This window comes from Mycobacterium sp. VKM Ac-1816D, assembly GCF_000416385.1.
Classification (GTDB): Bacteria; Actinomycetota; Actinomycetes; order Mycobacteriales; family Mycobacteriaceae; genus Mycobacterium; species Mycobacterium neoaurum_A.
Map to the genome: position 1 here is coordinate 67,650 of NZ_AOHQ01000144.1, position 25,495 is coordinate 93,144.

Sequence of the window (25,495 nt, forward strand, 5' to 3'; positions counted from 1 at the left end):
ATGCCCCGGATCTACGGGGCAACGGTGAGCCAGTCGGCGAATCCGGACGGGTCGTGGCGGCCCAACGCGCCGTGTTCGAACAGACCCCACCCCTCGCTGGTGGTTCCGCCTTCGGTGCACACTGCCCGCCCGACGTGGTCGATAACACCGAAGCCGGATCGACCGATGATCGCGGGATCGGTCATATCGTATGTTCGGCGCTCGGTGAAGTTCTCGCCCTTCCACACGCCGTGAATCCAATCCGGATCACCGCCGTAGCCGCCGCCGACGTGAATGGGCACCGGCAGTCTGGATTCCACGTCGAAACGTAGTTCCGCGCCGGTGGCCGTCGTCGTGGAGATGGTGGCCCCGGTGGGGATGCGCGTGCCGGAACGGTAGTGGATCCTGACCTGCGGCCAGCCGAGCTGCTCGACTCGGCCGTCCTTGAACACCCTGGTGCAATCATTGAGGGAGCGGAACCCGTCGGGCGCCTCCTGGATGATCATGACGATGGAGAACTCGTCGAAGGCCATCGGTACGTAGAGCCACCACATGCCCTCGAACGGCGGGTCGGCGGGCCGGCCCGCGGGTTCGGCTTCACCGATCGGACGGATGCCCCAGGACCGGTCGCGGGAACCGATCCAGGTGGCCGGATCGACCGTGATGCGCTCGCCGTCGATGTCGAGATGCCCGCTCCACGAACCCAACTGGGCAAAACGCTGGGCATTCAGGGTCACCCGGTTGCCCTGGCGCATCAGGTGCGGCTGTTCCTGCACCACGTCGCACAGGCCGTTCCAGGTGAGATCGACAGCGATTCCCTCGGTCTCGTCCATGGTGATCCGCAACTGTTGCAACGGCTCGGCGACGTCGACCCGGTAGGAGTTGACATGTTGATGCAGGCGATCCTGGTCGATGGCGTCGGACAGGTGCACCGCGGTCTGGGTGTCGCCGCGGCGGATCAGGACGAAGGCGTCCTTGACGCCGAGGTTCGGGTAGTAGCCGATGCCGGAGATGAGAAAGATGTCCCCGGTCCGGTCGTGTGCGTTGAAATAGGACCGGTCGTAGAAGTTGCGATCCGATGATCCCGGCCAGGCGATCGGTTGCGGCACTTGGTGAATCGGGAACTCATCCATCGGTCCGAGCATCAGTTCTCCTCGAGCAGTCGTCGTAGCAGGGAAGCGTGGTAGAACGTCGACTCGACGTCGTCGGGAGCGTCCATCTCCCCGAAATGGATCCGGCGCGCGGTGGTGCGCATGAAGACGCAGCACCAGATCACGGCGGAGTAGATGTAGAACCAGCGCAGATCACCGAGCGTCACCCCGGTCAGCCGCTCGTAGGTGGCGCGCACATCGTCCTCCCTCAGCACATCCGGTAAACCGGCAAGTCCGGCAAGTCCGGCGAGCTCCTGGAAGACCATGTGCGCGAAGATCAACCACGAGACATCGAGTTCGCGCGGGCCCACGGTCGCCATCTCCCAGTCGAGCACGGCCACCGGCCGGAAGTCCGCGTACAGCACATTGCCGACCCTCGAGTCGCCCCACACCAGCACCGGTGTACCGGACGCGGCATCGGTCGGGAAGTTCTCGTCGAGCCACGTCAGCGCCTGCTCGACAAGGGGGGAGCGGCCGATATCGGCGACGGCGAACTCGTACCATTGCCTGAGCCAGCCGAAATGGCGACGCAGTGCCGAATCGGCCGGTGGGTCGGCCTCGGAGAGGAAGGAGAAGCGCTGTGCGGCATCCGGTATCGCGTGCAGTTTCGCCAATACCTCGACCGTGGCGTCCTGCAGTTCGCGGCGGCGTGCCTGCGGCGCGTCGGCGAACCAGTTGCCCCCGAAGGTGTAGGGCATGACATCGGGCGGGACGTCGCCGGGCACACGGTCCATCAGGAAGAACGGGGTGCCCAGCACCTCGCCGCCGACATCGATCCATCGCACCGTGGGCACCGGGACGTCGGTGAGTTCGCCGACGAGCCGCATGAGGTCGAACTGATGGTCCAGCCGGTAGGAGGAGAAGACGGGCACATCGGCCGCGGTGGGGGCCACGCGGGCGACCAGGGGGAGCGTTTCCTGGCCCCAGCGCGCGGTCAGCAGGATGGTCTCCGACGACATCCCGTTGGCGTCGACGCCGCTTTCGATGACGACCTGCGGTGCCGGACGCTCGGGTACCTGGGTTGCCAGCCAGCGCGACAGGACATCGGGCAGCGTGCTGGTATCGCGGGTGGAGCGCTGCAGGCGGCTGACGTCCTCGACAGCCGGGTCATTGGCCACGATGCTTCCTTCCGTTCCGAATTACGATACGCTGGGTAGCGTTATGAAATCAGACTTGCCATCGGTTGACAAGGGTGCCGGGCGGCCCCGCGATCCGCGGATCGATGCCGCCATCCTGTCGGCGACAGTGGACCTGCTCGTCGAGATCGGCTACGCCAACCTGACCATGGCGGCGGTCGCGGAGCGGGCGGCAACGACCAAGACGGCCTTGTACAGGCGGTGGTCCAGCAAGGCCGAATTGGTGCACGAGGCGGCGTTCCCGACGGCGCCCACCGCCCTGAACATGCCCGAGGGTGATATCGCCTCCGACGTGCGAGCGATGATCGCGGCGGCGGGCGCGGTGTTCACCAGTCCGGTCGTGCGGGCGGCGCTACCCGGCCTGATCGCGGACATGGCCGCCGATCCCGACCTCAGCGACCGCGTGATGAGTCGGTTCACCGGACTGTTCGAGGTGGTCCGATTGCGTCTGATGCACGCCGTCGAGCGCGGTGAGGTGCTCGAGAGCGTCGATCCGCAACGGCTCATCGAATTGATCGGTGGCGCCACGCTGTTGCGCATGCTGCTCACCCCGGGACAGGATCTCGATGATCAATGGGTGCAGCAGACCACGGCCATCGTGGTCAACGGCATCGTCCTGTGATCCCCGACCCATCGCGCCGACGGGCCGCGATGCGCGACACCCACGTCGCCGGTGCCATGCGTATGGTCGAGACGTACAGGATGTTTGACGTCATCTGTTGAAAGGTGTGCCTCGTCGTGTCCGTGTTGTCGACCCCCTTGATCGCCGACACCTTGGCCCGGTTGTTCTCGCGGGTCGTGAAGCCGAGCCCCAAGCAGGCCGTGCGGTTTGCCGATATCCCGGCACGGGTCAGCACGGTCGCCATCCCGACCCGGCACGGCGACACCGAGGCCGACATCTACCGTCCCGAGGGTGATCCGGACGGCGTGTACGTCAACATCCACGGCGGCGGGTTCGTCGTCGGACACCGCGAGCAGGACGACCCCTGGTGCCGGTTCCTGGCCACCCGCGCCAACGTCGTCGTCGTCAACCCCGACTACCTGCTGGCCCCCGATCACCGCTTCCCGGTCGCCGTCGAGCAGCTCTACGACGTCGTGACATGGGCCGGTGCCGACGAACGGGGCTGGCCGGGAGGGCGGCTGTGCGTGGGCGGCCAGAGCGCGGGGGGCAACCTGTCCGCGTCGGTATCCCGGCTGAGCCTCGTCCACGGCGGCCCGCCCATCGCCCTGCAGGTGTTGCACTACGCGCCCCTGGACCTGGTGACCGCGACCGGGCATAAGAGATCCCCACGGGGCGGCCAGGCGATCATGAAACCGTGGATGGGTGAGGTCTTCGACACCGCCTACATCCCCGACCGGCAGCGCCGCCGTGACCCGCTGGCCTCACCGGCATGGGGCGACAACGCCGACGAGATCGCCGGTATCGCACCGGCACTGGTGATCGCCTGTGAGTACGACCGGTTGCGCGACGAAGCCGCAGAATATGCCAAGAGTCTCGACGCGGTCGCAGCGCTGGTCGACTATGTCGAGGTGCCCGATGTCGACCACGGGTACAACATCATGAGCGACGCAGCCGACGTCACCCGCGGCATGTACGAGTTGATCGCCGGGCGGGTACGCGACGCGGTGAGTTAGCGCACGAACTGTTGCGCGTCGTTCACCAGGTCCAGCAGTGGTTGGGGGAGCGCACCGAGGGCGAACGTGACCGCCGCGGTCACCGTCACCGCGCCCGTGGTGAACACACTCGGTGCCACCACCTCGGGCGCATCCGCGGGCGGATCGGTGAAGAACATCAGCACGATCACCCGCACATAGAAATAGGCGGCCACCGCGCTGGCGATCACGCCGATGATCACCAACGCACCGGCCCCGCCCTGGGCCGCGGCCTTGAACACCGCGAACTTGCTGACGAATCCACTGGTCAGCGGGATACCTGCGAAGGCCAACAGGAACAGTGAGAACACCACGCCGACCACCGGATACCGCCGGCCGAGCCCGGCCCATTGCGCCAGTGCGGTCTCCTCCTCGCCATCGGCACGGCGCACCAGCCCGGCCAGCGCGAACGCACCGAGGGTGCTGAAACCGTAGGCGAACAGATAGAACAGCGTCGCCGACACCCCGGCATCGTCGAGCGCGATGACACCGGTGAGGATGAACCCGGTGTGCGCCACCGCCGAGTAGGCCAACATGCGCTTGACGTCGCTCTGGGTGACGGCGGTGAGCGTGCCGACCACCATGGTGATGATCGCGATGATCCACATCATCGGCCGCCAATCGGCTGCCAAGCCCGGCAGCGCGACGTAGAAGATGCGCAACATCGCGCCGAACGCCGCGATCTTGGTCGCCGCCGCCATGAACGCCGTCACCGGCGTCGGGGCGCCCTGGTACACATCCGGGATCCACGAATGAAAAGGAACGGCACCGACTTTGAACAGGATGCCGACCGCCAGCAGTCCGGCACCCGCCAGGGCCAACGCCGGTCCGCCCGCGGGCTGCGGGCCGGCGCCGGCGATCGCGGTGGCGATATCGTCGAGTCCGAAGCCGCCGGCATAGCCGTACAACAACGCGATTCCGTACAGGAAGAACGCCGAGGCGAACGCGCCGAGCAGGAAGTACTTGAGCGCGGCCTCCTGTGAGACCAACCGCCGCCGTCGGGCCAGCCCGCACATCAGGTACAGCGGCAGCGACAACACCTCCAGGGCCACGAACATCGTCAACAGGTCGTCGGCGGCACCGAAGATCATCATGCCTGCCAACGCCAACATCATCAGCGGGAAGATCTCGGTCTGCGCCACAACGGCTTTGGCGGCGACCTTCTCGGCCACACTTCCCGGTACCGCGGCGGCCTGCGGGGTGAAACCGTCCAGTCCGCCGCCTGCCGAGGCGGGGATGCGGCGCTCGGCGGCCAGCAGCACACCGAGGATGCCGATCAACAGCAACAGTCCCTGCACGAACAGGGCCGGCCGGTCGACGGCCAGCGAGCCCACTGCGGCACTGTTGCCCGTCGAGGATCCCAACCCGGCCGTCACCGACACCACCGCGACCAGCGCGGCGATCTGCCCGCCCAGCGCCAGCACGAGTTGGGTGCTGTAGCGATGGCGACGGGGGACGAAGGCTTCCACCAGGATGCCTGCCACCGCGACGCCGAGGATGATCAGAAGCGGTGCCAGTTGCCCGTATTCGATGTGCGGCGCCTCGACGTTCATCGGCCGTCTCCTTCCGGGGTGGCGGGCCTCGGATCCTGCACGTCGATCGTGGTCAGCGTGTGGGTGACGGCGGGATTGATGACATCGAGCGCAGGCTTGGGATAGATGCCCAGCACGAGCAGCAGCACGATCAGCGGGGCCGCCACGATCAGTTCGCGGGGGACCAGGTCGCGTAGTGACTCGTTACCGCGTGTCACCGGCCCGGTCATCATCCGCTGGTAGGCCCACAGGATGTAGATCGCCGACAGCACCAGCGCCAGTGCGGCGATGACCGCCAGCACCGGGAACCGGCTGAATGTGCCGATCAGCACCAGGAACTCACTGATGAACGGGCCGAGCCCCGGCAGCGACAGGGTGGCCAGGCCCGCGACCAGGAATGTGCCTGCCAGCACCGGAGCCACCTTCTGGATCCCGCCGTAATCCGCGATGAACCGGGACCCCCTGCGCGACACCAGGAATCCGGCGATCAGGAACAGGGCGGCGGTGGAGATGCCGTGGTTGACCATGTACAGCGTGGACCCTGCCTGACCCTGGCTGGTCAGCACGAAGATGCCGAGGATGATGAACCCGAAGTGCGATATCGACGTGTAGGCGATCAGCCGCATCACATCGGTCTGTCCGATCGCGACGACGGCACCGTAGATGATGCCGATGACGGCCAGCGTGATGATCACCGGTTGGAACGTCTTGGTGGCATCGGGAAACAGCTGCAGGCAGTACCGCAGCATGCCGAACGTACCGACCTTGTCGACGACGGCCATCATCAGCACCGCAGTCGCCGGGGTGGACTCGACGGCGGCATCGGGCAGCCACCGGTGGAACGGCCACAGCGGTGCCTTGACGGCGAAGGCGAACATGAAGCCGAGGAACAGAGCGTTGAGCAATGCGGGATCGACGGCGAGCTGACCGCTCTGCACGGCAGCGACGATCGCGCGGAAATCGAAGGTGCCACCGAGTTCTTCCAGGGTGACGACGTAGAGCCCGATCACCGCGGCCAGCATGATGAGCCCGCCGAACAGGTTGTACAACAGGAACTTCACGGCGGCGGCACCGCGGCGTGCTCCGCCGAACCCGCCGATCAAGAAGTACATCGGAATGAGCATGGCTTCGAAGAACACGTAGAACAGCAACACGTCGAGCGCCACCAACGAGATGAGCACCATGGCTTCGACGGCCAGCGTCAGGGCCAGATAGGACTGGGTGGACCGGGCGCGATCAGCATGACCGTCGTTCCAGCCCGCCACGATCAGTAGCGGTACCAACACCGCCGTGAGCACCACGAGGGCCAGCGCGATACCGTCCAGGCCCAGGATGTAGCCGGTGCCGAAGCTCGGGATCCAGGGATGATCTTCGACGAACTGGAATTGCGGCCCGGCCGGGTCGAACGTGACGGCCAGCAGCACCGCGACGGCCAGGACGGCCAGGGACACCGCGAGTGCGGCCCACCGGGCGAACACCTTGGAGGGCAGCAGGATGACGATCGCGGCCCCGATCATCGGCACCGCCCACAGTGCGGTCAGCCAGCCGACCCCGGTCACCAGATCCTCACCATCAGTATCGCCCCGATCACCAGGACCGTGCCGGCCAGCATGGACAGTGCATACGACCGGGCGAACCCGGTCTGCCATCCCCGCAACCGTTGGGAGGCGTCGACGATGACGGTGGCCAGGCCGCGGGTGGCGCCCTCGACGATGTCCTCGTCGATCTCGACCAGACCCACGGTCACCTGCCTGCCGGGACGCATCAGGAACCGTTCGTTGAATGCATCGCCGTAGAGGTCGTTGCGGGCGGCGACGGTCAGCGCCGAACCGGACGGCGCGGTCTCGGGAACCTGCTGGGTGGCGTACATGCGGTAGGCGATCCCGACGCCGATCGCCACCACCGTCAGGATGATGGCCGTCATCGCCCATACCGGCATGATGTGGTGCGTCTCGTGCACCCCGACCACGGGCTCCAGCCAGTCCGCCAACCCACCGCCGACCGCGAGCACCGCACCGGCGCCGACCGATCCGAGCGCCAGGACGATCATCGGGGCGGTCATGACCGCCGGCGACTCGTGCGGGTGGGTGGTGTGCTCATCCCAGCGCCGCCGGCCGAAGAACGTCATCAACATGACCCTGGTCATGTAGAACGCGGTGATCCCGGCGCCCAGCAGGGCCGCTCCGCCGAGCAGGATTCCTTTGACTCCGCCTGCCCCGAAAGCGGTTTCGATGATGGCGTCCTTGGAGAAGAACCCGGCGAACGGAGGAACACCGATGATGGCGAGATAACCGAGGCCGAACGTGACGAACGTGATCGGCATGACCGAGCGAAGCCCGCCGAACCGGCGCATATCGGTCTCGTCGTTCATCCCGTGCATCACCGATCCGGCACCGAGGAACAGCCCGGCCTTGAAGAAGCCGTGGGTGATCAGGTGCATGATGGCCACCGCATAACCGGCCGGGCCGAGGCCGGCGGCCAGCACCATGTAACCGATCTGGCTCATCGTCGAGGCCGCCAGTGCCTTCTTGATATCGTCCTTGGCACAACCGATCACCGCGCCGAACAGCAGCGTGACCGCGCCGACGATGGTGACCGCGACCTGCGCGCCGGGCGCCAGGTTGAACACCGGCCCCGAGCGCACGATCAGATACACCCCGGCGGTGACCATGGTGGCGGCGTGGATGAGCGCCGACACCGGCGTCGGACCCTCCATCGCATCACCGAGCCAGGACTGCAGCGGCACCTGGGCCGATTTGCCACACGCCGCGAGCAGTAGCAGTAATCCGATGGCGGTCAGTGTGCTCTCGGGCATCCGGGTGGCCGCATCGAAAACCCCGGCGTAGGAGACGGTTCCGGCCGAGGAGAACATCACCATCAGCGCCACCGCCAAGCCGATGTCACCGACCCGGTTGACCACGAATGCCTTCTTGGCCGCGGTCGCCGCGCTCGGCTTGTGTGACCAGAAGCCGATCAGCAGGTAGGACGCCAGCCCGACGCCCTCCCAGCCCATGTAGAGGCCCAGGAAGTTGTCGGCGAGCACCAGCAGCAGCATCGCCGCCAGGAACAGGTTGAGGTAGGCAAAAAAGCGCCGACGACCGACGTCCGCCCTCATATAGCCCACCGAGTACAGGTGGATCAACGAGCCGACCCCGGTGATCAGCAGTACGAAACAGATCGAGAGCGCGTCGACCTGCAACCCGAAATCCACCCGCAGCTGTCCGACCGGCACCCACGTGAACAGCGTCTGCGTGACGGTGCGGTCCTCGGCGGCCCGCCCGAGCAGATCCACGAACAGCAGCACACCCAGGACGAAAGATCCGAGGGCGGTGGCGCATCCGAACAGGTGGCCCCACCGGTCGGTGGCGCGGCCGCCGAGCAGCAGCACCGCCGAACCCGCCAACGGCAGCGCGATCAGCAGCCAGCTCAGCGAGCCCATATCAGTTCTTCAGCAGACTGGCCGCGTCCACCGAGGCGGACTGACGGGCCCGGAAGATCGCCATGATGATCGCCAGGCCGACGACCACCTCACAGGCGGCAACCACCATCACGAAGAACGCGACGACCTGACCGTCGAGGTTGCCGTGCATCCTGGCAAAGGTGACGAATGCCAGATTCGCCGCATTCAGCATCAGCTCGACACACATGAACATCACGATGGCGTTGCGGCGCAACAAGACTCCGGCGGCTCCGATGGTGAAGATGAGCGCCGATAAATACAGGTAGTTCGCCGGGTTCACGATTCATGCCCCCGCGGTGTGCTGTTTCGCGGGATGAGCACCGAACTGACCGAGCTGGGTGCGGCGGTGCCGTCGGGCAGCCGGGCGGGCACGTCGACGGCGTTGTGCCGGGCATACACACCGGGGTTGGGCCGCGGTGTCGGATGCCCGCCGGGTGCGAACCGCTCGGTGGCCAGCTCGCGTTGCGTCTTGCGCCGGTCGAAGCGTTCCCGGTGGGCCAGCAGCATCGCACCGACGGCGGCGGTGATGAGCAGCGCGCTGGTCAGCTCGAAAGCCCAGACGTAGCGGGTGAAGATCAGCACCGCCAGCCCCTCGACGTTGCCTCCGGCGTTCGCTTCGGCCAGTCCGGTGAAGCCACCCGCGGTCCCGCCCACCGAAGCGCTGCCGATGCTGCCGGTCAACAGGACCCCGAAACCCAGCCCGGCGACGATGGCTGCAACGCGCTGCCCGCGCAGGGTTTCCGCCAGTGATTCCGAGGAGTCCACACCGATGAGCATCAGCACGAACAGGAAGAGCATCATCACCGCGCCGGTGTAGACGACGATCTGCACGACGCCGAGGAACACCGCGTCCTGGGCGATGTAGAGCACCGCCAGGTTGATCATCGTGACGGCGAGGAACAACGCGGAGTACACCGCCTTCGGCGCGGCCACCACACCGATCGCCGCCGCCAGCGCCAGCGCGCCGAGCACCCAGAACACCACTGCCTCACCGGTCGAGGTCGCCGTCATCGGGTCGCCTCCGATGGTCGCGCCAGTCCGTCGGCGCGGATGTTGCCGCGGTAGTAGTCCTCATCGGTGCTGCCCTCGGCCATGGCGTGCGGCGGCGCGGTCATGTCCGCCGTCAGCGGGGCGAGCAACTTGTCCTTGCCGTAGATCAGGTCGGCGCGATTGTCATCGGCCATCTCGTAATCGTTGGTCATGGTCAGCGCCCGGGTGGGGCAGGCCTCGATGCACAACCCGCAGCCGATGCAGCGCAGATAGTTGATCTGATAGACGCGTCCGTACCGTTCGCCGGGGGAGAAGCGTTGCTCGGCGGTGTTGTCGGCGCCCTCGACGAAGATGGCATCGGCCGGACATGCCCAGGCACACAGCTCGCAGCCGATGCACTTCTCCAGACCGTCGGCGTACCGGTTCAGCTGATGCCGGCCGTGATAACGCGGAGCGACCGGCCCGGGTTTCTCCGGGTACTGCTCGGTGATCGGCTTGTGCAGCATCGCCTTGAACGTGACACCGAATCCGGCAAGTGCGTCACCGACCTTGGACATCGGAGTACTCCTTCGGTTGCGTGCGCGGCGGACTCGGAATGGGGGGAATCGGGAAGGAACTCACGGCTTCGGGATCGGTGGGCAGCGTGAAGTGGGGGATGGCGCGCCGACGCACAGCGCGCCGGATCATCACCACGATGGCCAGTGCGGCGATCGCCGCACCGCTGACCGCTGCCGTCGTCCAGGCCGGGGCGCCCTGGTTGCGCAGGGTCTTGGTGACCGAGACGACCACGATCCAGCCCAGCGACAGCGGAATGAGCACCTTCCACCCCAGCGTCATGAACTGGTCGTACCGCATCCGGGGCAGGGTGGCCCGCAGCCACATGAACAGGAACAGGAAGCCCCACACCTTTGCGATGAACCACAGCAGCGGCCACCACCCGGTGTTGGCACCCTCGATCAGGCTGAACGGCAGCGGTGCCTGCCACCCGCCGAGGAACATCGTGGCGGCCAGCGCCGACACGGTCGTCATGTTGACGTACTCGGCCAGCATGAACATCGCGAACTTCAGTGAGGAGTACTCGGTGTGGAAACCGCCGACCAGTTCACCCTCGGCCTCGGGCAGGTCGAACGGGGCCCGGTTGGTCTCGCCGACCATCGAGGTCACGTAGATCAGGAACGACGGCAGCAGCAACACGACGAACCAGGTGCTGTGCTGGGCGGCAACGATTCCCGAGGTCGACATCGTGCCCGCGTACAGGAACACCGCCACGAAGGACAGCGCCATCGCGATCTCGTAGGACACCACCTGGGCGCTGGAGCGCAGGCCACCCAGCAACGGGTAGGTCGATCCGGAAGCCCAGCCGGCCAGCACGATGCCGTAGACACCGATCGAGGTGACGGCCAGCACGTAGAGCACCGCCACCGGCAGATCGGTCAGCTGCAATGCGGTGGTGTGCCCGAAGACCGACACCTCGCCGCCCATCGGGATGACGGCGAACGCCATGATCGCCGGGATCACCGAGATGACCGGTGCCATCAGATAGATCGGCTTGTCCACACCGGCCGGGATCAGCCCCTCCTTGAGGGCCAGCTTGATACCGTCGGCCAGGCTCTGCAACAGCCCGAACGGACCGACCCGGTTGGGGCCGAACCGCATCTGCATGCGGCCGAGCACCTTTCGTTCGACCAGGATGGCCACAAGGACGGTGAGCAGCAGGAAGACGAAGATCGCAAGGCATTTCGCGAGCATCAACCACCACGGGTCGTGGCCGAAGGAGTCTAGCGTCGGGTAGGTCATCCGGCCTCGATCCCGACGATGCCACCCAGTGGCGCTTCGAGGGTGCGGTAGACCGGCGCGCCCGCCGCGTTCAGGGGCACCCACACCACCCGATCGGGCATCTCGGTGATCGTGACCGGCAGATCCACGGCGCCCCGGTCGGTGGAGATCCGCACCGGATCGCCTTCGGCGCAGCCGATCTCGGCGGCGGTGACCGCCGACAGTCGGGCCACGGCCGGGCGGGCGGTGCCCGCCAGATGAGGTTCACCGACCTGCAGCCGGCCGCCGTCGAGCAGCATTCGCCAGCCGGTCAGCACCGCCTGACCGGGACCCGGCTCGACCGGATCGGGCTGGATCACCCGCGGAGCGGGCGGCCGAGATCCGGCCCATGGGCCCAACCGGTCGATATCGGCGCGGACGGTTGCGGTGTCGGCCAGGTTCAGATCGACACCGACCTCGTCGGCCAGTGCCGCCAGCACGCGCATGTCCGAGGTGGCAGACGGCGGTAACGACGCCTCGAACGGCCGCTGCCTACCCTCCCAGTTGACGAAGGTGCCCGATTTCTCGGCGACCGGCGCGATGGGGAAGACCACATCGGCTCGGTCGGTCACGGGGGAGTGCCGCAATTCGAGGCTGACGACGAACGGCGCGGCGTCGATCGCCGCGGCCGCCTGCTCCGGATCGGGCAGATCGTCGATGTCGACACCGCCGATCAGCATTGCCTGCAGTGTTCCCGATGCGGCGGCGGCCAGAATGGCATCGGTATCGCGGCCCACGCCCACGGGCAGGTCCTCGACGTTCCAGGCGGCAGCCACCTCGGCGCGGGCCCGGTCATCGGCGAGGGGCCGCCCGCCGGGCAGCAGATTCGGTGTCGCGCCGACCTCCAGCGCGCCGCGATCCCCGGCGCGGCGCGGGATCCACGCGATCCGCGAACCCGTCGCCTCGGCCAGCGCGCAGAGTGCCGAACAGGCCCCTGGTGCCGTGGCCAGCCGCTCGCCGGCGAGGATGAGTGTGCCCGCGGGCAGGGCGTCGTGCATGCCGGCCAGCGCGGCGGCCTCGGTGCCCGGCTCCGTCATGACGAGCGCGCCGCCCATCTTGGTGAGCCCGCGGGTGGCGAACGGTGCGATCGCGGTCACCGGCAGTCCACGCTTGCGGAATGCCTTACGCAGCCGAAGGAAGACGATCGGTGACTCTTCTTCGGGCTCGAACCCGACCAACAGCACCGCCGGCGCCGACTCGATATCGGCGTAGCCGACCGCCTGTGGTCTGCCGGCGACGGCGTGGGCCAGGAAGTCGGCCTCCTCGGTCGAATGCTGCCGGATTCGGAAGTCGATATCGTTGGTGCCCAGCATGATCCGGGCGAACTTGGCGTAGGCCCAGGCGTCCTCCATGGTGGACCGACCGCCGACCAGCACCCCGGCGTTGCCGGCGGCGGCGGTCAGGCCGCGCACCGCCACGGCGATCGCCTCCGACCAGGAGGCCGGGCGTTGGCTGCCGTCGGGATCACGCAGCAGCGGGGTGGTGATCCGATCGCCCTGGGTGGCGTAGGTGAAGGCCCAGCGGCCCTTGTCGCAGTTCCACTCCTCGTTGACCTCGGGATCGTCACCGGCCAACCGGCGCAGCACTTTTCCGCGGCGATGATCGGTGCGCTGCGCACAACCCGAGGCGCAGTGTTCACAGACGCTGGCCGAGGACACCAGGTCGAACGGCCGGGCGCGGAATCGGTAGGCGGTCCCGGTGAGCGCACCTACCGGACAGATCTGCACGGTGTTGCCGGAGAAGTACGAGTCGAACGCTTCACCCTCGGCGATGCCGACCTGTTGCAGCGCACCGCGTTCCAACAACTCGATGAACGGGTCGCCGGCGATCTGGTCGGAGAACCGGGTGCACCGTGCACAGAGCACACAACGCTCGCGGTCCAGCAGCACCTGTGCGGAGAGGTTGATGGGTTTCGGGTAGGTCCGTTTCACATCGGTGAACCGGGAGTCCGCACGCCCGTGCGACATCGCCTGGTTCTGCAGCGGGCACTCGCCACCCTTGTCGCATACCGGGCAGTCCAGCGGATGATTGATCAGCAGCAGTTCCATCACGCCGTGCTGCGCCTTGTCGGCGATTTTGGAGGTCAGCTGGGTGCGCACCACCATGTCCGGGGTGACCGTCGCCGTACAGGACGCCAACGGTTTGCGCTGCCCCTCGACCTCCACGAGGCATTGCCGGCACGCCCCGACCGGGTCCAGCAGCGGGTGATCGCAGAAGCGGGGGATCTGGATGCCCATCAGCTCGGCGGCCCGGATGAGCAACGTGCCCTTCGGCACGCTGACCTGGTGACCGTCGATGGTCAGCGACACCATCTCCACGGAGGTGGTGTCGTTGGCAGGTCCGGCAAGCGTCATGCCCGTGCCCCCTTCGTCTCGGCGAGCAGACGCAAAACTGCCCCTTTTCGGCCTCGAAAGGGCAGTTTTGCGTCTGCTCGCGGGGAGAACGGAACCCTCATGCGCCGGCCTCCGCCGTGGCGAACAGCGTCGACGCGTGCGGGTCGAACGGGCAGCCCGAGCCCAGATGGGCCAGGTATTCGTCGCGGAAGTACTTGATCGAGGAGATGATCGGGCTGGCGGCACCGTCACCGAGTGCGCAGAACGACTTGCCGAGAATGGCATCGGAGACGTCGAGCAGCGTGTCGATATCGGTGGCCGTGGCGCGTCCCGTCTCCAGCCGTTCGTAGATCTGGGTCAGCCAGTACGTGCCCTCCCGGCACGGTGTGCACTTCCCGCAGGACTCGTGGGCGTAGAACTGCGTCCACCGCCGGACCGCGCGCACCACACAGGTGGTCTCGTCGAAGATCTGCAACGCCTTGGTGCCCAGCATCGACCCGACACCGGCCACTCCCTCGTAATCCATTGGCACATCGAGGTGTTCGGCGGTCAGTAGTGGTGTCGACGACCCGCCCGGGGTCCAGAACTTCAGTTCGTGGCCGGCCCGCACCCCGCCCGCGTAATCGAGCAGTTCGCGCAGCGTGATACCCAGCGGCGCCTCGTACTGACCCGGTTGCGTGACATGTCCGGACAGCGAGTACAGGGTGAAACCGGGGGACTTGTCCGAACCCATCGAACGGAACCAGTCGACCCCGCCGGCGACGACGGCGGGCACACTCGCGATCGATTCGACATTGTTGACCACCGTCGGGCACGCGTAGAGACCCGCGACGGCGGGGAAGGGCGGCCGCAACCGTGGCTGGCCGCGCCGGCCCTCCAGCGAGTCCAACAGGGCGGTTTCCTCGCCGCAGATGTAGGCACCCGCCCCGGCATGCACCACCAGCTCGAGTCCTGCTCCCAAGTAACCGGCGTCGTAGGCCTCGGCGACCGCACCCTGCAGCCGGCGCAGCACCGGTACCACCTCGCCGCGCAGGTAGATGAATGCGTGTTCGGCGCGGATGGCGTGCGCGGCGATGATCGCGCCCTCGACGAGTGCGTGCGGGTTGGCCATCAGCAGCGGAATGTCCTTGCACGTACCGGGTTCGGACTCGTCGGCATTGATCACCAGGTACTTGGGCTTGGGGTCGTCCTGGTTGATGAACGACCACTTCTGTCCGGTGGGGAATCCGGCCCCACCGCGACCGCGTAGTCCGGCCTCCTTGACCATCGCGATGAGTGCGTCGGGATCCATCGACAAGGCCGTGCGCATGGCCTTGTAGCCGCCACGGCGACGGTAGCCGGCCATCGTCCAGGAGTCGGCATCATCCCAGTGCGCGCTGAGTACCGGAGCCAGGGTCACCGACGGTCCCCGTTCCTGGGCGGCAGGTCTTCCGACGGTGCCGGTGCGGGCTGATCGCGCACCGATTCCTCGGTGAGGCGTTCGTCGTCCGGTTTCTGTACCAAGGCTGGTGTGCCCGACTCCGGTGCGGTCATGCCGCGTTCGCGGGCGATGCGCAGGCCCGCCAGCGTTGCCTGCCCCGGGACGCCGTCGTTGGCACCGGGACGCTCGTCGGGAAATCCGGCGAGGATGCGCGCGGTGTCGGTGAACGTGCACAGCGGCGCGCCGCGGCTGGGTGTCACCTGGGCGCCGGAACGGAGGGCGTCGACGAGATCACATGCCGTGGAGGGTGTTTGGTTGTCGAAAAACTCCCAGTTCACCATGATGACGGGTGCGAAGTCACATGCCGCATTGCACTCGATGTGCTCGAGAGTGATCGACCCATCCGCGGTGCTCTGCCCGGCGTGGACGCCGAGGTGATCCTGCAAGATCTCCAGAATCGCGTCACCGCCCATCACCGCGCACAGGGTGTTGGTGCACACCCCGACCAGATACTTCCCGGTGGGGGTGCGCCGGTACATCGAATAGAACGTGGCGACCGCGGTCACCTCGGCCGGTGTCAGGGCGAGTTGTCCTGCGCAGAAGGCGATACCGGCGGGGGTGAGGTAACCGTCCTCGGACTGCACCAGATGAAGCAGGGGCAGCAGGGCCGAACGGGCCACCGGGTAGCGCGCGATGATCTGGGCGGCATCGGCGGACAGGCGGGCCGTCACCTCCTCGGAATAGGACGTGGGCCCGGCGCCGATCGGGGGGCCTGCCTCGTCGGGTCGCTGGCCGAGAGTGAGATCGATGGCTGTCACCTGTCCACGCCTCCCATCACCGGGTCGATCGAGGCCACCGCGGATATCGCATCGGCGACCATGCCGCCTTCGCACATCGCGGCCACCGCCTGCAGATTGGTGAACGACGGGTCGCGGTAATGCACCCGGTAGGGCCGGGTTCCGCCATCGCTGACCATGTGCACACCCAGCTCACCGCGCGGTGATTCGACCGCGACGTACACCTGACCGGGCGGCACCCGGATACCCTCGGTCACCAGCTTGAAATGGTGGATCAGCGCCTCCATGGAGGAGCCCATGATCTTGGCGATATGAGCGGGCGAGTTACCGAGGCCGTCCGGGCCGAGCTCCAGGTCGGCGGGCCAGGCGAGCTTCTTGTCGGTGAGCATCACCGGACCGGGCCGCAGCCGCGACACGCACTGCTCGACGATCTTCAGCGACTGCTTCATCTCGTCCACGCGGATCAGATAGCGGCCGTAGGCATCACAACCGTCGTCGGTGCAGACGTCGAAGTCGTAGGTCTCATAACCGCAGTACGGCTGGGCGCGGCGCAGATCGTGCGGCAACCCCGTGGAGCGCAGCACCGGACCGGTGACGCCGAGGGCCATGCAGCCGGTCAGGTCCAAGTAGCCGATACCCTTGCTGCGGGCCTTCCAGATGTAGTTCTCGCGCAGCATCTTCTCCAGGTCGCGCAACTGATCGGGCAGGACCTCCAGCAGTCGGCGCAGCTGCGGCATGGCCTCATCGGGCAGATCGGCGGCCAATCCGCCGGGCCGGATATAGGCGTGGTTCATCCGCAGTCCGGTGATGGTCTCGAACAGCGACAGGATCTCCTCGCGCCCGCGGAAACCGAAGAACATGGCCGACATCGCGCCCAGTTCCATGCCGCCGGTGGCCAGTGCGACGAGATGGCTGGAGATCCGGTTGAGTTCCATGAGCATCACCCGGATGATGCTGGCGCGTTCGGGGATGTCGTCGGTGACGCCGAGGAGCTTTTCGACTCCCAGGCAGTAGGCCGTCTCGTTGAAGAACGGGGACAGATAGTCCATCCGGGTCACGAAGGTGACACCCTGTGTCCAGGTGCGGTATTCGAGGTTCTTCTCGATTCCGGTGTGCAGGTAGCCGATACCGCAGCGGGCCTCGGTGATCGTCTCGCCCTCGATCTCCAGGATCAGGCGCAGCACCCCGTGCGTGGACGGGTGTTGTGGACCCATGTTGACCACGATGCGCTCGCCGGCGTGCTCACGTGCCGCGGCCACGACCGCATCCCAGTCCTGGCCGCCGACCATCACGACGGGCGGATCTGTCTCTATCGTCATCAGTTGTAGGACCTCCGCTGGTCGGGCGGCGGTATCTGCGCCCCGTGGTACTCGACGGGGATGCCGCCCAACGGATAGTCCTTGCGCTGCGGATGCCCTACCCAGTCGTCGGGCATCTCGATGCGCGTCAGCGAGGGGTGCCCGTCGAAGATGATGCCGAAGAAGTCGTAGGTCTCACGCTCATGCCAATCGGTCGTCGGATAGACCGAGAACAGCGACGGCACATGGGGATCGGCGTCGGGTGCGGTCACCTCCAGCCGAATCCTGCGGTTGTGGGTGATCGACATCAGTGGATAGACGGCGTGCAGTTCGCGGTCCTGCTCACCGGGGAAGTGCACCCCCGAGACCCCGAGGCAGAGTTCGAAGCGCAGAGCCGGGTCGTCCCGCAGGGTCTGGGCGACGGTCAGCAGGTGTGCACGGCGCACGTCGAGGGTGAGCTCACCGCGGAACACCACGACGCGTTCGACGGCATCGGTGAACCTGTCGCCGCCCAATGTCGCGATCAGAGTGTCGACCACGTCGTCGAAGTAGTCGCCGTAGGGGCGCGGGGAGCTGCCCGGCAGCGCGACCTCGCGGACCAGCCGGCCGTAGCCGGAGGTGTCGCCGGTGCCGCTGACACCGAACATGCCGCGCCGGGTTCCGATCACCTCCTGGTCCTGCTGTTCGGTCATGCGATTCCCTCGCAGGCTCGGGTCTCGCATGTCATCTGTCTGTTCGCTCCGCAAGCGTCGCTCATCGCAGCAGCCCCGTCAGTTCGATGGTCGTCGGGGATGCCAGCGCGGCCTGCTCGGCGGCGGCCACGGCCTCGGCGCGATTCACCCCGAGCGGCATCTCGGCGATCTTGGCGTGCAGTTTCAGGATCGCATTGAGCAGCATTTCCGGCCGGGGTGGGCACCCCGGCAGATAGATGTCCACCGGGACCACGTGGTCGACGCCCTGGACGACCGCGTAGTTGTTGAACATCCCGCCCGAGGACGCGCAGACACCCATCGCCAGAACCCATTTCGGTTCGGCCATCTGGTCATACACCTGGCGCAGGACCGGGGCCATCTTCTGGCTGACCCGGCCGGCGACGATCATCAGGTCCGCCTGCCGCGGGGTCGCCGAGAACCGCTCCATGCCGAACCGCGCGATGTCGAAGCGCGGGCCGGCGGTCGCCATCATCTCGATGGCGCAGCACGCCAGGCCGAACGTCGCCGGCCACAGTGAGCCCTTGCGGACATAGCCGGCCACCTTCTCCACGGTGGACAGCAGGATGCCGCCCGGCAGCTGTTCTTCTAGTCCCATGACAGACCACCTCGCCGCCAGACATAGGCGTAGGCCACGAACACCGTGAGCATGAACAGCAGCATCTCGACCATTGCGAACAGGCCCAACGAGTCGAAAGACACCGCCCAGGGGTACAGAAACACGATCTCGATATCGAAGATGATGAACAGCATGGCCGTCAGGTAGTACTTGATCGGGAATCGCTGTCCCGTCGCGATCTCGGCGTCCGCGGCGGGAAGCAGTGGTTCGATCCCGCACTCGTAGGCCTCGAGTTTGGCCCGGTTGTAGCGGCGCGGGCCGATGAACGTGGCGATACCCACCGAGACGATGGCGAAAGCCGCCGCGATCGTCCCGAGCACCAGAATCGGTGTGTAGACGTTCATGTCTGTGCCGCTCTCTCGGGGGAGTTTCGATGTGAGCTAGAACACAGCTTAGACACCTCAACGGTCGAGGCGCCGCATTTCCGATAGGATTTCGCACATCAGCTACGGTCGCCCGCCCTCACCGGCGAGGATGGTGAACAAGGAACGGCCGCAGCGTGTTTCGTGATGGATCTACGATGTGGGCCGGAGTAGGCCGGCAGCTGCTTCGCCGAGTCTGATCGGGTCGATCGGATGGGACACCGCCGCCTCGGCGCGTGACCAGGACGCCAGCCAGGCATCATCACGGCGCCCGGTCAGCACGAGAACCGGCGGGCATGCTTCGATCTCGTCCTTCAGCTGCTTGGCAAGCCCCATCCCGCCGGTCGGTGTCGCCTCACCGTCGAGAATCAGCAAGTGCAGACCACCCTCGGCAACCCGGGTGAGCACCATCGGGGCGGTCGCCACCTCCAGATAGCTCAGTTCGGGCAGGTCCGGGTGGATCCGCCGGCCGAGCGCAGAACGCACCTGCGCTCTGGTCCGGTTGTTGGAGCTGTACACCAGAATCCGCAGCTGGGCATCGGGGTCGGCCACACCGCCGATGCTACGGCTGCCGGACGAACACCGCGGCCGCTTCGACGCCTGCCGCGTCGCCCATCATGCCCATCAAGTTGCCGTCTACTCCCAGATTTCGCCGGTTGAGCGTGGCCGTCGTGCTCAGCTGAACCGCGCCACCGCCCAGATTGCGGACATGTACCGGCAGGTCGAGTTCGGATTCGTGGCCCTTCACGGTCAGGCGCACGTGCAGCGTGACCCAGGACGGCGAGGTGACCTCGCCGGACTCCGCCACGATCTCCACGGTGGGGAAGGCCTCGACATCGAAGAAGTCGGGAGACCGCAGATGGGCGTCGCGGCGCTTGATGCCGGTGCGCACCGACGCCGCGTCGATGCGCAGCGTGCCGGTCAGCTTGTCGCCGTCGACCTGCGCGTCGCCGTCCACAGCGTCGAACTCGCTCTTGACGTGGACAAATCCCCAGAAGGTGGGGCTGTGCGTGGTGATGGTGGTGCGCTCGGCATCCAATCGCCAACGACCAGCCCAGTCCTGCAGGTCCATCTGTGCTCCCTCAGTTGCCCAGCAACGGCGCCATCTCTGCGGGGTCGAAGTACTCGTCGATCCGGGTGATCAGCCCGTCGGTACTCACCTTGATAACGATGCATACCCGTAAATGGATCGAAGCGCCATCGCTGGCGTCGGCGTGCAGGATGTGCTGCTGTACGAAACCGCCGTCGAAGAACTGGCGATCGAGGACCTCGTAACGTCGGGCGGCCGTCGTTCTCAGGAACCAGCGGATGACTTTCAAGGCCTGCACGCGATCGTTGTCGGCGGCATCGCCGCTGTGCCAGACCAGGACGTCCTCGGCCCACAACGCCTCGATCTGCGGGTAGTCGCCGCGTTCGATGGCGTCGAACAGACGGTCCGCAACGGCTGCGCTCATATCTCTTGACCTCAACTATTCTTCAGGTTGAACACTGACAGCATGAGACAACGATTCGACACCGCCTACGAAACACACACCGCGCCTTGGGTGATCGGTGAGCCTCAACCGGCCATGGTGGCCCTGGAACGCACCGCAGCGCTGCGCAGTCCGATACTCGACATCGGCTGTGGGCTCGGGGAGCACACCATCATGCTGACCCGACTGGGTTATGACGTGCTGGGTATCGATTTCGCGCCGCATGCCATCGAGCAGGCCAGGGCCAACGCCGCCGCCCGCGGGGTGGACGCGCGCTTCGAGGTCGGTGACGCATTCAGCCTCGACGGTGTCTACGACACCATCCTCGACAGCGCGTTGTTCCACATCTTCGACGCCACCGACCGCGCCCGCTACGTCCGCGCCCTGCACCGGGCGCTGACTCCCGGCGGTCATCTGCACCTGCTGGCGCTCTCGGATGCCGGCCGAGGCTTCGGACCGCAGGTCGGCGAACAGGTGCTCCGGACGGCTTTCACCGACGGGTGGGACGTGGAGTCGCTGAACACCAGCACCTACCGCGGGGTGGTGGGAGAGTCGCACGCGCCGCTGCTGGGGCTGCCCACGGGGACGGTGGTCGACGAGCCGGCCTGGCTGGCCAGGGTACGACGGCTCTGAACGCACGGCAGACCGATTCGGCGTCGTCATCAGGTGTCCTCATTCGGTGTCGTAGCCCGGATGGGCCACGGCCAGCCGGCGTGCCACCAGGGCGTGCAGCACCGGCAGCACGTCGGCGTCCCGGCCGTCGAGATCCCCTTCCCGGATGGCCGCGGCCAAGCTCGCCTCGTCGGCGAACCCCAGCAGATCCGGCGCGGGCTCGGTATCGAGCAACTCCCGTTCGACGGTGCGCAGGACATTGGCCGCCACCCGAGCGTGGAAGTTGACCGCACCCGCGTCGGCGAGTCGACTGTCCGGCCCCGTCGCCGCGCGTACCTCACCCTCCAGGAACTCCGCGACCGCGGCGACGAGTTCGGCGGCGGTGGGCCGGTAGTGCAGATCGGTCATGCTGCCTCCAACAGGGTGAGCAGGTCGTACTCGGTTTCGCACACCCGGCGTCCGATCGCCGCGAGCTCGACCGATCGGGTCTGCCCCGATCGATGCCGCTCGAACTGATAGCGGCAGATGACTCCCCAGCGCAAGGTGGCGGCGACCAGCCACCAGCGCAGCGCCGCACGGTCGACCGCCGCGCCGCCCGCGGCCTCGTAGGCGGTGACGAAGTCCTCGATGCTGCCGAGCCCGCCGGCAGCGAGTTCGCGCGGGGCGCCGAAGCGCCAGGCCCGGATGCAGAACCAGGCGAGATCGTCCAGTGCCTCGCCGATGTGGGTGAGCTCCCAATCCAGCACGGCGGCCAGCCCGCCGTCGTCGACGATCAGGTTGCCCATCCGGAAATCCCCGTGCACCAGCACCGGGGGTGTGCGGACCGGGCGGTTCCGTTCGAGCCACCGGAAGGCATACTCGAATACCGCAGTGGTATCGCCCATCTCGTCGAGCTGGGCCCGCCATTCGTCGAGCGGGTCGGTGATCGGCAGTCCGATTCCGTCCGGGTCTGCGCGGTGGATGGCGGCAAGTGCCTGCGCGCACTGGTCCAACAGGCGCGCGCGGGCCCGCGCGTCGAGGCTGCGCTGGATCCTGCGCACGATCGTCTCGCCGCCGATGAAATCGCAGATCAGATAGGGAGTTCCCAATACCGCACCGGCGTTGTCGGCGGCGAGGACCGCCGCGACGGGCGCGCCGGCCTCCGCGGCGCGCCGCAGAGCGGCCGCTTCCAGTTCCATGCCGGCGTGCACATCGTCGGGCGGGCCGGTGCGCAGGATGAGGGCGCGGTCATCGGCGTTGAACGCCCAGGTTGCCCGGCTCGCGCCGCCGGTGAGTACCCGCAGGTCGGTGATGCGGTCGGCGCCGAGCACCGCGGCCAGTCGCTCGGCCAGTGACTCCTCGGGCTGCGCGCTCACTTGCGGCCGAATTTCAACATGCGCTGGGCGACCCGGCGGATCTGGATCTCCTCGGCCCCCTCGGTGATCCGGTAGCGGCGGTGGTGGCGATAGATGTGTTCGAACGGCTCGTGCCGGCTGTAGCCGATGCCGCCGTGGATCTGCATGGCGCGGTCGGCCGCCTCGCACACCAGGCGATTGGCACGGTAATTGGCCATCGACACCTTGTCGGAGACCTCCATGTGGTGGTCGCGATCCAGGTGCCAGGCGGCGTAATACACCAGCAGACGCACCATCTGTGCCTCGGTCTGCAGCTCGGCCAACGGCCACTGCACGGCCTGGTTCACCGACAGCGGCTTGCCGAACACGATGCGTTCCCCGGCGTAGGCGGCGGCGCGGTCGATACAGTACTGAGCCGCCCCGAGGCTGCTGGCGGCCTGTCGAATCCTGTTCTCGTGCAGGAAGGTCTGGCCGACCTCCAGGCCGTGGTCGACCTCGCCGAGGACCGCACGGGACGGCACCCGGACATCATCGAGTTCGACCTCGCCGTGGTCGCTGGGCATGTTGAACGTCCACCAGTAGTACGGCACGCTGAAACCCGGGGTGTCGGTCGGGACGAGGAACGCGGTGATACCCACCGCCGACCCCGACTCGCCGGATGTGCGGGCGAAGATCAGGTCATGGGTCGCCCGGTGCACGCCGGTGTTCCACCGCTTGGCGCCGTTGATCACCCAATCGTCCCCGTCGCGGACGGCGGTGGTCTCCAGCCAGGTCGCGTCGCTGCCGTGGTCGGGTTCGGTCAGGCCGAAGGCCATCGATCGGGTGCCGGTCAGCAGTGCTTCGATCCACTCGGCCTTCTGCGCCTCGGTGCCGAACCGGCTCATCATGATGACCTGTGGGAAGTTGCCGACGATCGAGGACTCGTCCTGCAGGTCGTTGTGCAGTCCCAATCCCTTGTGCGCCAAGTGTTCCCTGATGACGGCCATGTCCAGGTTGGAGCCGCCGCGACCACCGAATTCCTCGGGCAGCCCATAGCGCAGCCAGCCTGCGGCGTCGGCGCGCCGGCGCATCTCGTCGAGCAGATCTTCCCACTCGCGGCGGGGGACACCACCGTTGTCGAGATCGGTGCGGGCGAACTCACGCCGACGGTCGAAGTACTGCATGTTCTCGCGTTCCAGCGGCTTGATCTCGGCCTCGATGAAGGCGTCCATCTCCTGGAGCAGGGCGGGAAGATGTTCCGGTAGCGCGAAATCCACGTTGATCTCTCTCGATTCAGTTGCCGTACAGGGTTTTCTTCCAAATGGTCGACAGGGTGGTGATGGCGTCGTCATCGCTGATCTGTAGCGCGGTGCCGGGATTTCCCACCACGACGACGGTGAAGTTCTCGAACAGCAGCGCGATCGCCGCCGCGATGTGTTCGGGCTCCAGGTCTTGGGCGTAACCCTGCTCACGGGCGCGGCGTACCGATTCGGCCACCAGATCCATCCCGAAGCGCCGGAACTGGTACTGCACCTCGGCAAATCGGGGTTGGGTGGCGGCGAGCTGGGCGACGGCGATCATGATGCCGATATTGCGCTTGAACAGGTTCCAGTATCCGGTCACCACGGTGTGGAAATAGTCCGTGTCGGCGGGGGAGTCCGGCAGCGGGACCTTGGTGCCGGACGGTTCGACGATATCGTGCAGGAACGACTGGGCCAGCGAGGCCAGCAGATCCTCCTTGTCGTCGAAGTAGCGGTAGAACACCGCAGCGGACTTACCGGCGGCGGAGGTGATATCGGCCAGCGTGGTGCCATGGAAACCGCGCTCGGCGAACAGTTTCCGCGCCGCCAGCTCGATCGCCTCGCGGGTCTGGCGACCCTTGGCCGTCAGCGAGGACGATGGGTCCGATGCCGCGGACGGGTGCGCCATCTCAGCCCGCGATTCGATCGCCGGCGCGCAGCAGCGCACTGGGCAGGTCGTGACCGACGGCGCGCTGGGCAATCCGCGCCGCGGCGATGGCCGCGTCGAGGTCGACGTCGGTGTCGATATTGCTGTCGCGAAGCAGATAGACCAGATCCTCGGTGGCGATGTTGCCGCTGGCCCCCGGCGCGAACGGGCAGCCGCCGAGGCCGCCTATTGACGCGTCGAGGCGGGTGATGCCGGCCTGCACGGCCGCGAACGCGCTGGCCAGCCCCGCCCCGCGGGTGTTGTGGAAGTGTGCACCCAGTGGCAGCCCGTCGACGATCGGGCGGATGGCCTCGATCAGGGTGCTCACCCGCAGCGGGGTGGTGGTGCCGATGGTGTCGGCGATGGCGATGCGGTCCACCCCGAGTTCGACGGCGGCCGCGGCGATGTCGAGGACTCGTTGCGGATCGGTCGGGCCGTCGAAGGGGCAGTCCCAGGCCGTCGCGATGATGACTTCGACGCGTGCCCCGCTGTCGTGGGCGATCCGGGTGACATCGGCGATCGCCGTGGTCGCCTCCGCGGTATCGCGTCCCACATTCGCGCGGCTGTGCGCATCGGATGCCGACACCACGTACTCGATGGAGTCCAGTCCGGCCGCGATGGCGCGCTTGGCCCCGTTCGGGCTGGCCACCAGTGCCGAGAACTCGACATCGTGAGATGCCCTGTACCGGTGTAATTCCTGGGCCAGTTCGGCAGCGTCGGCAAGAGCGGGCACCTTCGACGGTGAGACGAACGCAGTCGCCTCCACTTCCCGCACTCCGGTGGCGACGATCGCGTCCAGCAATTCGACCTTGGCCGACAACGAGATCGGCGCCTCGATCTGCAGGCCGTCGCGCAGGCAGACCTCGCGGATATCGACCTTGGCGGGCAGGTTCATC

The 25,495-nt window shown here is 66.9% G+C and carries 27 protein-coding genes; 3 read left to right on the forward strand and 24 right to left on the reverse strand.

Annotated features, from left to right (window positions below):
• Window positions 1-11: 11 nt before the first annotated feature.
• Both G154_RS22245 and G154_RS22250 read right to left on the reverse strand, forming a co-directional pair.
• Window positions 12-1,124 (reverse strand): hypothetical protein, encoded by a 1,113-nt coding sequence (locus G154_RS22245; RefSeq protein ID WP_019514390.1) that lies wholly within the window; start codon window positions 1,122-1,124, stop codon window positions 12-14.
• The gene (locus G154_RS22250) at window positions 1,124-2,248 is read right to left on the reverse strand and encodes a phosphotransferase family protein (RefSeq protein ID WP_019514391.1); all 1,125 of its coding nucleotides are present in this window, start codon (window positions 2,246-2,248) and stop codon (window positions 1,124-1,126) included. The genes G154_RS22245 and G154_RS22250 overlap by 1 nt, the downstream gene beginning before the upstream one ends.
• 43 nt (window positions 2,249-2,291) lie before the next feature.
• Here G154_RS22250 and G154_RS22255 point away from each other — a divergent pair, with 43 nt between their 5' ends.
• The gene (locus G154_RS22255) at window positions 2,292-2,888 is read left to right on the forward strand and encodes a TetR/AcrR family transcriptional regulator (RefSeq protein WP_019514392.1); all 597 of its coding nucleotides are present in this window, start codon (window positions 2,292-2,294) and stop codon (window positions 2,886-2,888) included.
• A gap of 116 nt (window positions 2,889-3,004) precedes the next feature.
• Window positions 3,005-3,901 carry an alpha/beta hydrolase gene (locus G154_RS22260; RefSeq protein ID WP_019514394.1) on the forward strand — a complete coding sequence of 299 codons (897 nt, stop codon included), beginning with the start codon at window positions 3,005-3,007 and terminating at the stop codon, window positions 3,899-3,901.
• Here the strand turns inward: G154_RS22260 and nuoN are convergent.
• From nuoN to G154_RS22345, 17 genes are all read right to left on the reverse strand, one after another.
• Window positions 3,898-5,472, reverse strand: a complete 1,575-nt coding sequence (gene nuoN / locus G154_RS22265; RefSeq protein WP_019514395.1) for an NADH-quinone oxidoreductase subunit NuoN — start codon at window positions 5,470-5,472, stop codon at window positions 3,898-3,900. The genes G154_RS22260 and nuoN overlap by 4 nt on opposite strands.
• On the reverse strand, window positions 5,469-7,010 hold the full coding sequence (locus tag G154_RS22270) for an NADH-quinone oxidoreductase subunit M (RefSeq protein WP_019514396.1): 1,542 nt from the start codon (window positions 7,008-7,010) through the stop codon (window positions 5,469-5,471). Before G154_RS22270 ends, nuoN begins: the two co-directional genes overlap by 4 nt.
• The gene (nuoL, locus tag G154_RS22275) at window positions 7,007-8,890 is read right to left on the reverse strand and encodes an NADH-quinone oxidoreductase subunit L (protein WP_019514397.1); all 1,884 of its coding nucleotides are present in this window, start codon (window positions 8,888-8,890) and stop codon (window positions 7,007-7,009) included. Before nuoL ends, G154_RS22270 begins: the two co-directional genes overlap by 4 nt.
• Before the next feature lies 1 nt (window position 8,891).
• Window positions 8,892-9,191 (reverse strand): NADH-quinone oxidoreductase subunit NuoK, encoded by a 300-nt coding sequence (gene nuoK / locus G154_RS22280; protein WP_019514398.1) that lies wholly within the window; start codon window positions 9,189-9,191, stop codon window positions 8,892-8,894.
• Window positions 9,188-9,922: an NADH-quinone oxidoreductase subunit J gene (locus G154_RS22285; protein ID WP_019514399.1), complete on the reverse strand. Its 735-nt coding sequence runs from the start codon at window positions 9,920-9,922 to the stop codon at window positions 9,188-9,190. The genes nuoK and G154_RS22285 overlap by 4 nt, the downstream gene beginning before the upstream one ends.
• Entirely contained in the window at window positions 9,919-10,458 is a 540-nt protein-coding gene (gene nuoI / locus G154_RS22290; RefSeq protein WP_019514400.1) for an NADH-quinone oxidoreductase subunit NuoI, read from the reverse strand. The genes G154_RS22285 and nuoI overlap by 4 nt, the downstream gene beginning before the upstream one ends.
• Window positions 10,442-11,698, reverse strand: coding sequence for an NADH-quinone oxidoreductase subunit NuoH (nuoH, locus tag G154_RS22295; protein WP_019514401.1), 1,257 nt, complete (start codon window positions 11,696-11,698; stop codon window positions 10,442-10,444). The genes nuoI and nuoH overlap by 17 nt, the downstream gene beginning before the upstream one ends.
• Window positions 11,695-14,070, reverse strand: coding sequence for an NADH-quinone oxidoreductase subunit G (locus tag G154_RS22300; RefSeq protein ID WP_019514402.1), 2,376 nt, complete (start codon window positions 14,068-14,070; stop codon window positions 11,695-11,697). The genes nuoH and G154_RS22300 overlap by 4 nt, the downstream gene beginning before the upstream one ends.
• Before the next feature lie 97 nt (window positions 14,071-14,167).
• Window positions 14,168-15,448 carry an NADH-quinone oxidoreductase subunit NuoF gene (gene nuoF / locus G154_RS22305; RefSeq protein WP_019514403.1) on the reverse strand — a complete coding sequence of 427 codons (1,281 nt, stop codon included), beginning with the start codon at window positions 15,446-15,448 and terminating at the stop codon, window positions 14,168-14,170.
• Complete coding sequence (gene nuoE / locus G154_RS22310) at window positions 15,445-16,287, reverse strand: NADH-quinone oxidoreductase subunit NuoE (protein WP_019514404.1); 843 nt, start codon at window positions 16,285-16,287, stop codon at window positions 15,445-15,447. Before nuoE ends, nuoF begins: the two co-directional genes overlap by 4 nt.
• Complete coding sequence (nuoD, locus tag G154_RS22315; protein ID WP_023985502.1) at window positions 16,284-17,585, reverse strand: NADH dehydrogenase (quinone) subunit D; 1,302 nt, start codon at window positions 17,583-17,585, stop codon at window positions 16,284-16,286. The genes nuoE and nuoD overlap by 4 nt, the downstream gene beginning before the upstream one ends.
• A complete protein-coding gene (locus G154_RS22320; RefSeq protein WP_081650085.1) occupies window positions 17,585-18,286 on the reverse strand; it encodes an NADH-quinone oxidoreductase subunit C in 702 nt (233 codons plus the stop codon). The genes nuoD and G154_RS22320 overlap by 1 nt, the downstream gene beginning before the upstream one ends.
• 31 nt (window positions 18,287-18,317) lie before the next feature.
• Window positions 18,318-18,872: an NADH-quinone oxidoreductase subunit B family protein gene (locus tag G154_RS22325; protein ID WP_019514407.1), complete on the reverse strand. Its 555-nt coding sequence runs from the start codon at window positions 18,870-18,872 to the stop codon at window positions 18,318-18,320.
• Complete coding sequence (locus G154_RS22330) at window positions 18,863-19,237, reverse strand: NADH-quinone oxidoreductase subunit A (RefSeq protein WP_019514408.1); 375 nt, start codon at window positions 19,235-19,237, stop codon at window positions 18,863-18,865. The genes G154_RS22325 and G154_RS22330 overlap by 10 nt, the downstream gene beginning before the upstream one ends.
• A gap of 171 nt (window positions 19,238-19,408) precedes the next feature.
• Window positions 19,409-19,807 (reverse strand): hypothetical protein, encoded by a 399-nt coding sequence (locus G154_RS22335; RefSeq protein WP_019514409.1) that lies wholly within the window; start codon window positions 19,805-19,807, stop codon window positions 19,409-19,411.
• A 10-nt stretch (window positions 19,808-19,817) separates the two neighbouring features.
• Window positions 19,818-20,327: a YceI family protein gene (locus tag G154_RS22340; RefSeq protein ID WP_019514410.1), complete on the reverse strand. Its 510-nt coding sequence runs from the start codon at window positions 20,325-20,327 to the stop codon at window positions 19,818-19,820.
• A gap of 10 nt (window positions 20,328-20,337) precedes the next feature.
• The gene (locus tag G154_RS22345; RefSeq protein ID WP_019514411.1) at window positions 20,338-20,709 is read right to left on the reverse strand and encodes a nuclear transport factor 2 family protein; all 372 of its coding nucleotides are present in this window, start codon (window positions 20,707-20,709) and stop codon (window positions 20,338-20,340) included.
• A gap of 42 nt (window positions 20,710-20,751) precedes the next feature.
• Between G154_RS22345 and G154_RS22350 the strand changes: the two genes are divergently transcribed.
• A complete protein-coding gene (locus G154_RS22350; RefSeq protein WP_019514412.1) occupies window positions 20,752-21,360 on the forward strand; it encodes a class I SAM-dependent methyltransferase in 609 nt (202 codons plus the stop codon).
• A gap of 39 nt (window positions 21,361-21,399) precedes the next feature.
• On the opposite strand, the gene G154_RS27215 is transcribed toward G154_RS22350, so the two are convergent.
• Genes G154_RS27215 through G154_RS22375 form a run of 5 tightly spaced genes read right to left on the reverse strand, consistent with a single transcriptional unit; the run spans window position 21,400 to window position 25,494 of the window.
• Window positions 21,400-21,747 (reverse strand): DUF6285 domain-containing protein, encoded by a 348-nt coding sequence (locus tag G154_RS27215; RefSeq protein ID WP_019514413.1) that lies wholly within the window; start codon window positions 21,745-21,747, stop codon window positions 21,400-21,402.
• Window positions 21,744-22,694, reverse strand: coding sequence for a phosphotransferase family protein (locus tag G154_RS22360; protein WP_019514414.1), 951 nt, complete (start codon window positions 22,692-22,694; stop codon window positions 21,744-21,746). Before G154_RS22360 ends, G154_RS27215 begins: the two co-directional genes overlap by 4 nt.
• Window positions 22,691-23,929 carry an acyl-CoA dehydrogenase family protein gene (locus G154_RS22365; RefSeq protein WP_019514415.1) on the reverse strand — a complete coding sequence of 413 codons (1,239 nt, stop codon included), beginning with the start codon at window positions 23,927-23,929 and terminating at the stop codon, window positions 22,691-22,693. The genes G154_RS22360 and G154_RS22365 overlap by 4 nt, the downstream gene beginning before the upstream one ends.
• Before the next feature lie 16 nt (window positions 23,930-23,945).
• Window positions 23,946-24,581, reverse strand: coding sequence for a TetR/AcrR family transcriptional regulator (locus G154_RS22370; protein ID WP_023985504.1), 636 nt, complete (start codon window positions 24,579-24,581; stop codon window positions 23,946-23,948).
• Between the two features lies 1 nt (window position 24,582).
• The gene (locus tag G154_RS22375) at window positions 24,583-25,494 is read right to left on the reverse strand and encodes a hydroxymethylglutaryl-CoA lyase (RefSeq protein ID WP_023985505.1); all 912 of its coding nucleotides are present in this window, start codon (window positions 25,492-25,494) and stop codon (window positions 24,583-24,585) included.
• Between the last annotated feature and the right edge of the window lies 1 nt (window position 25,495).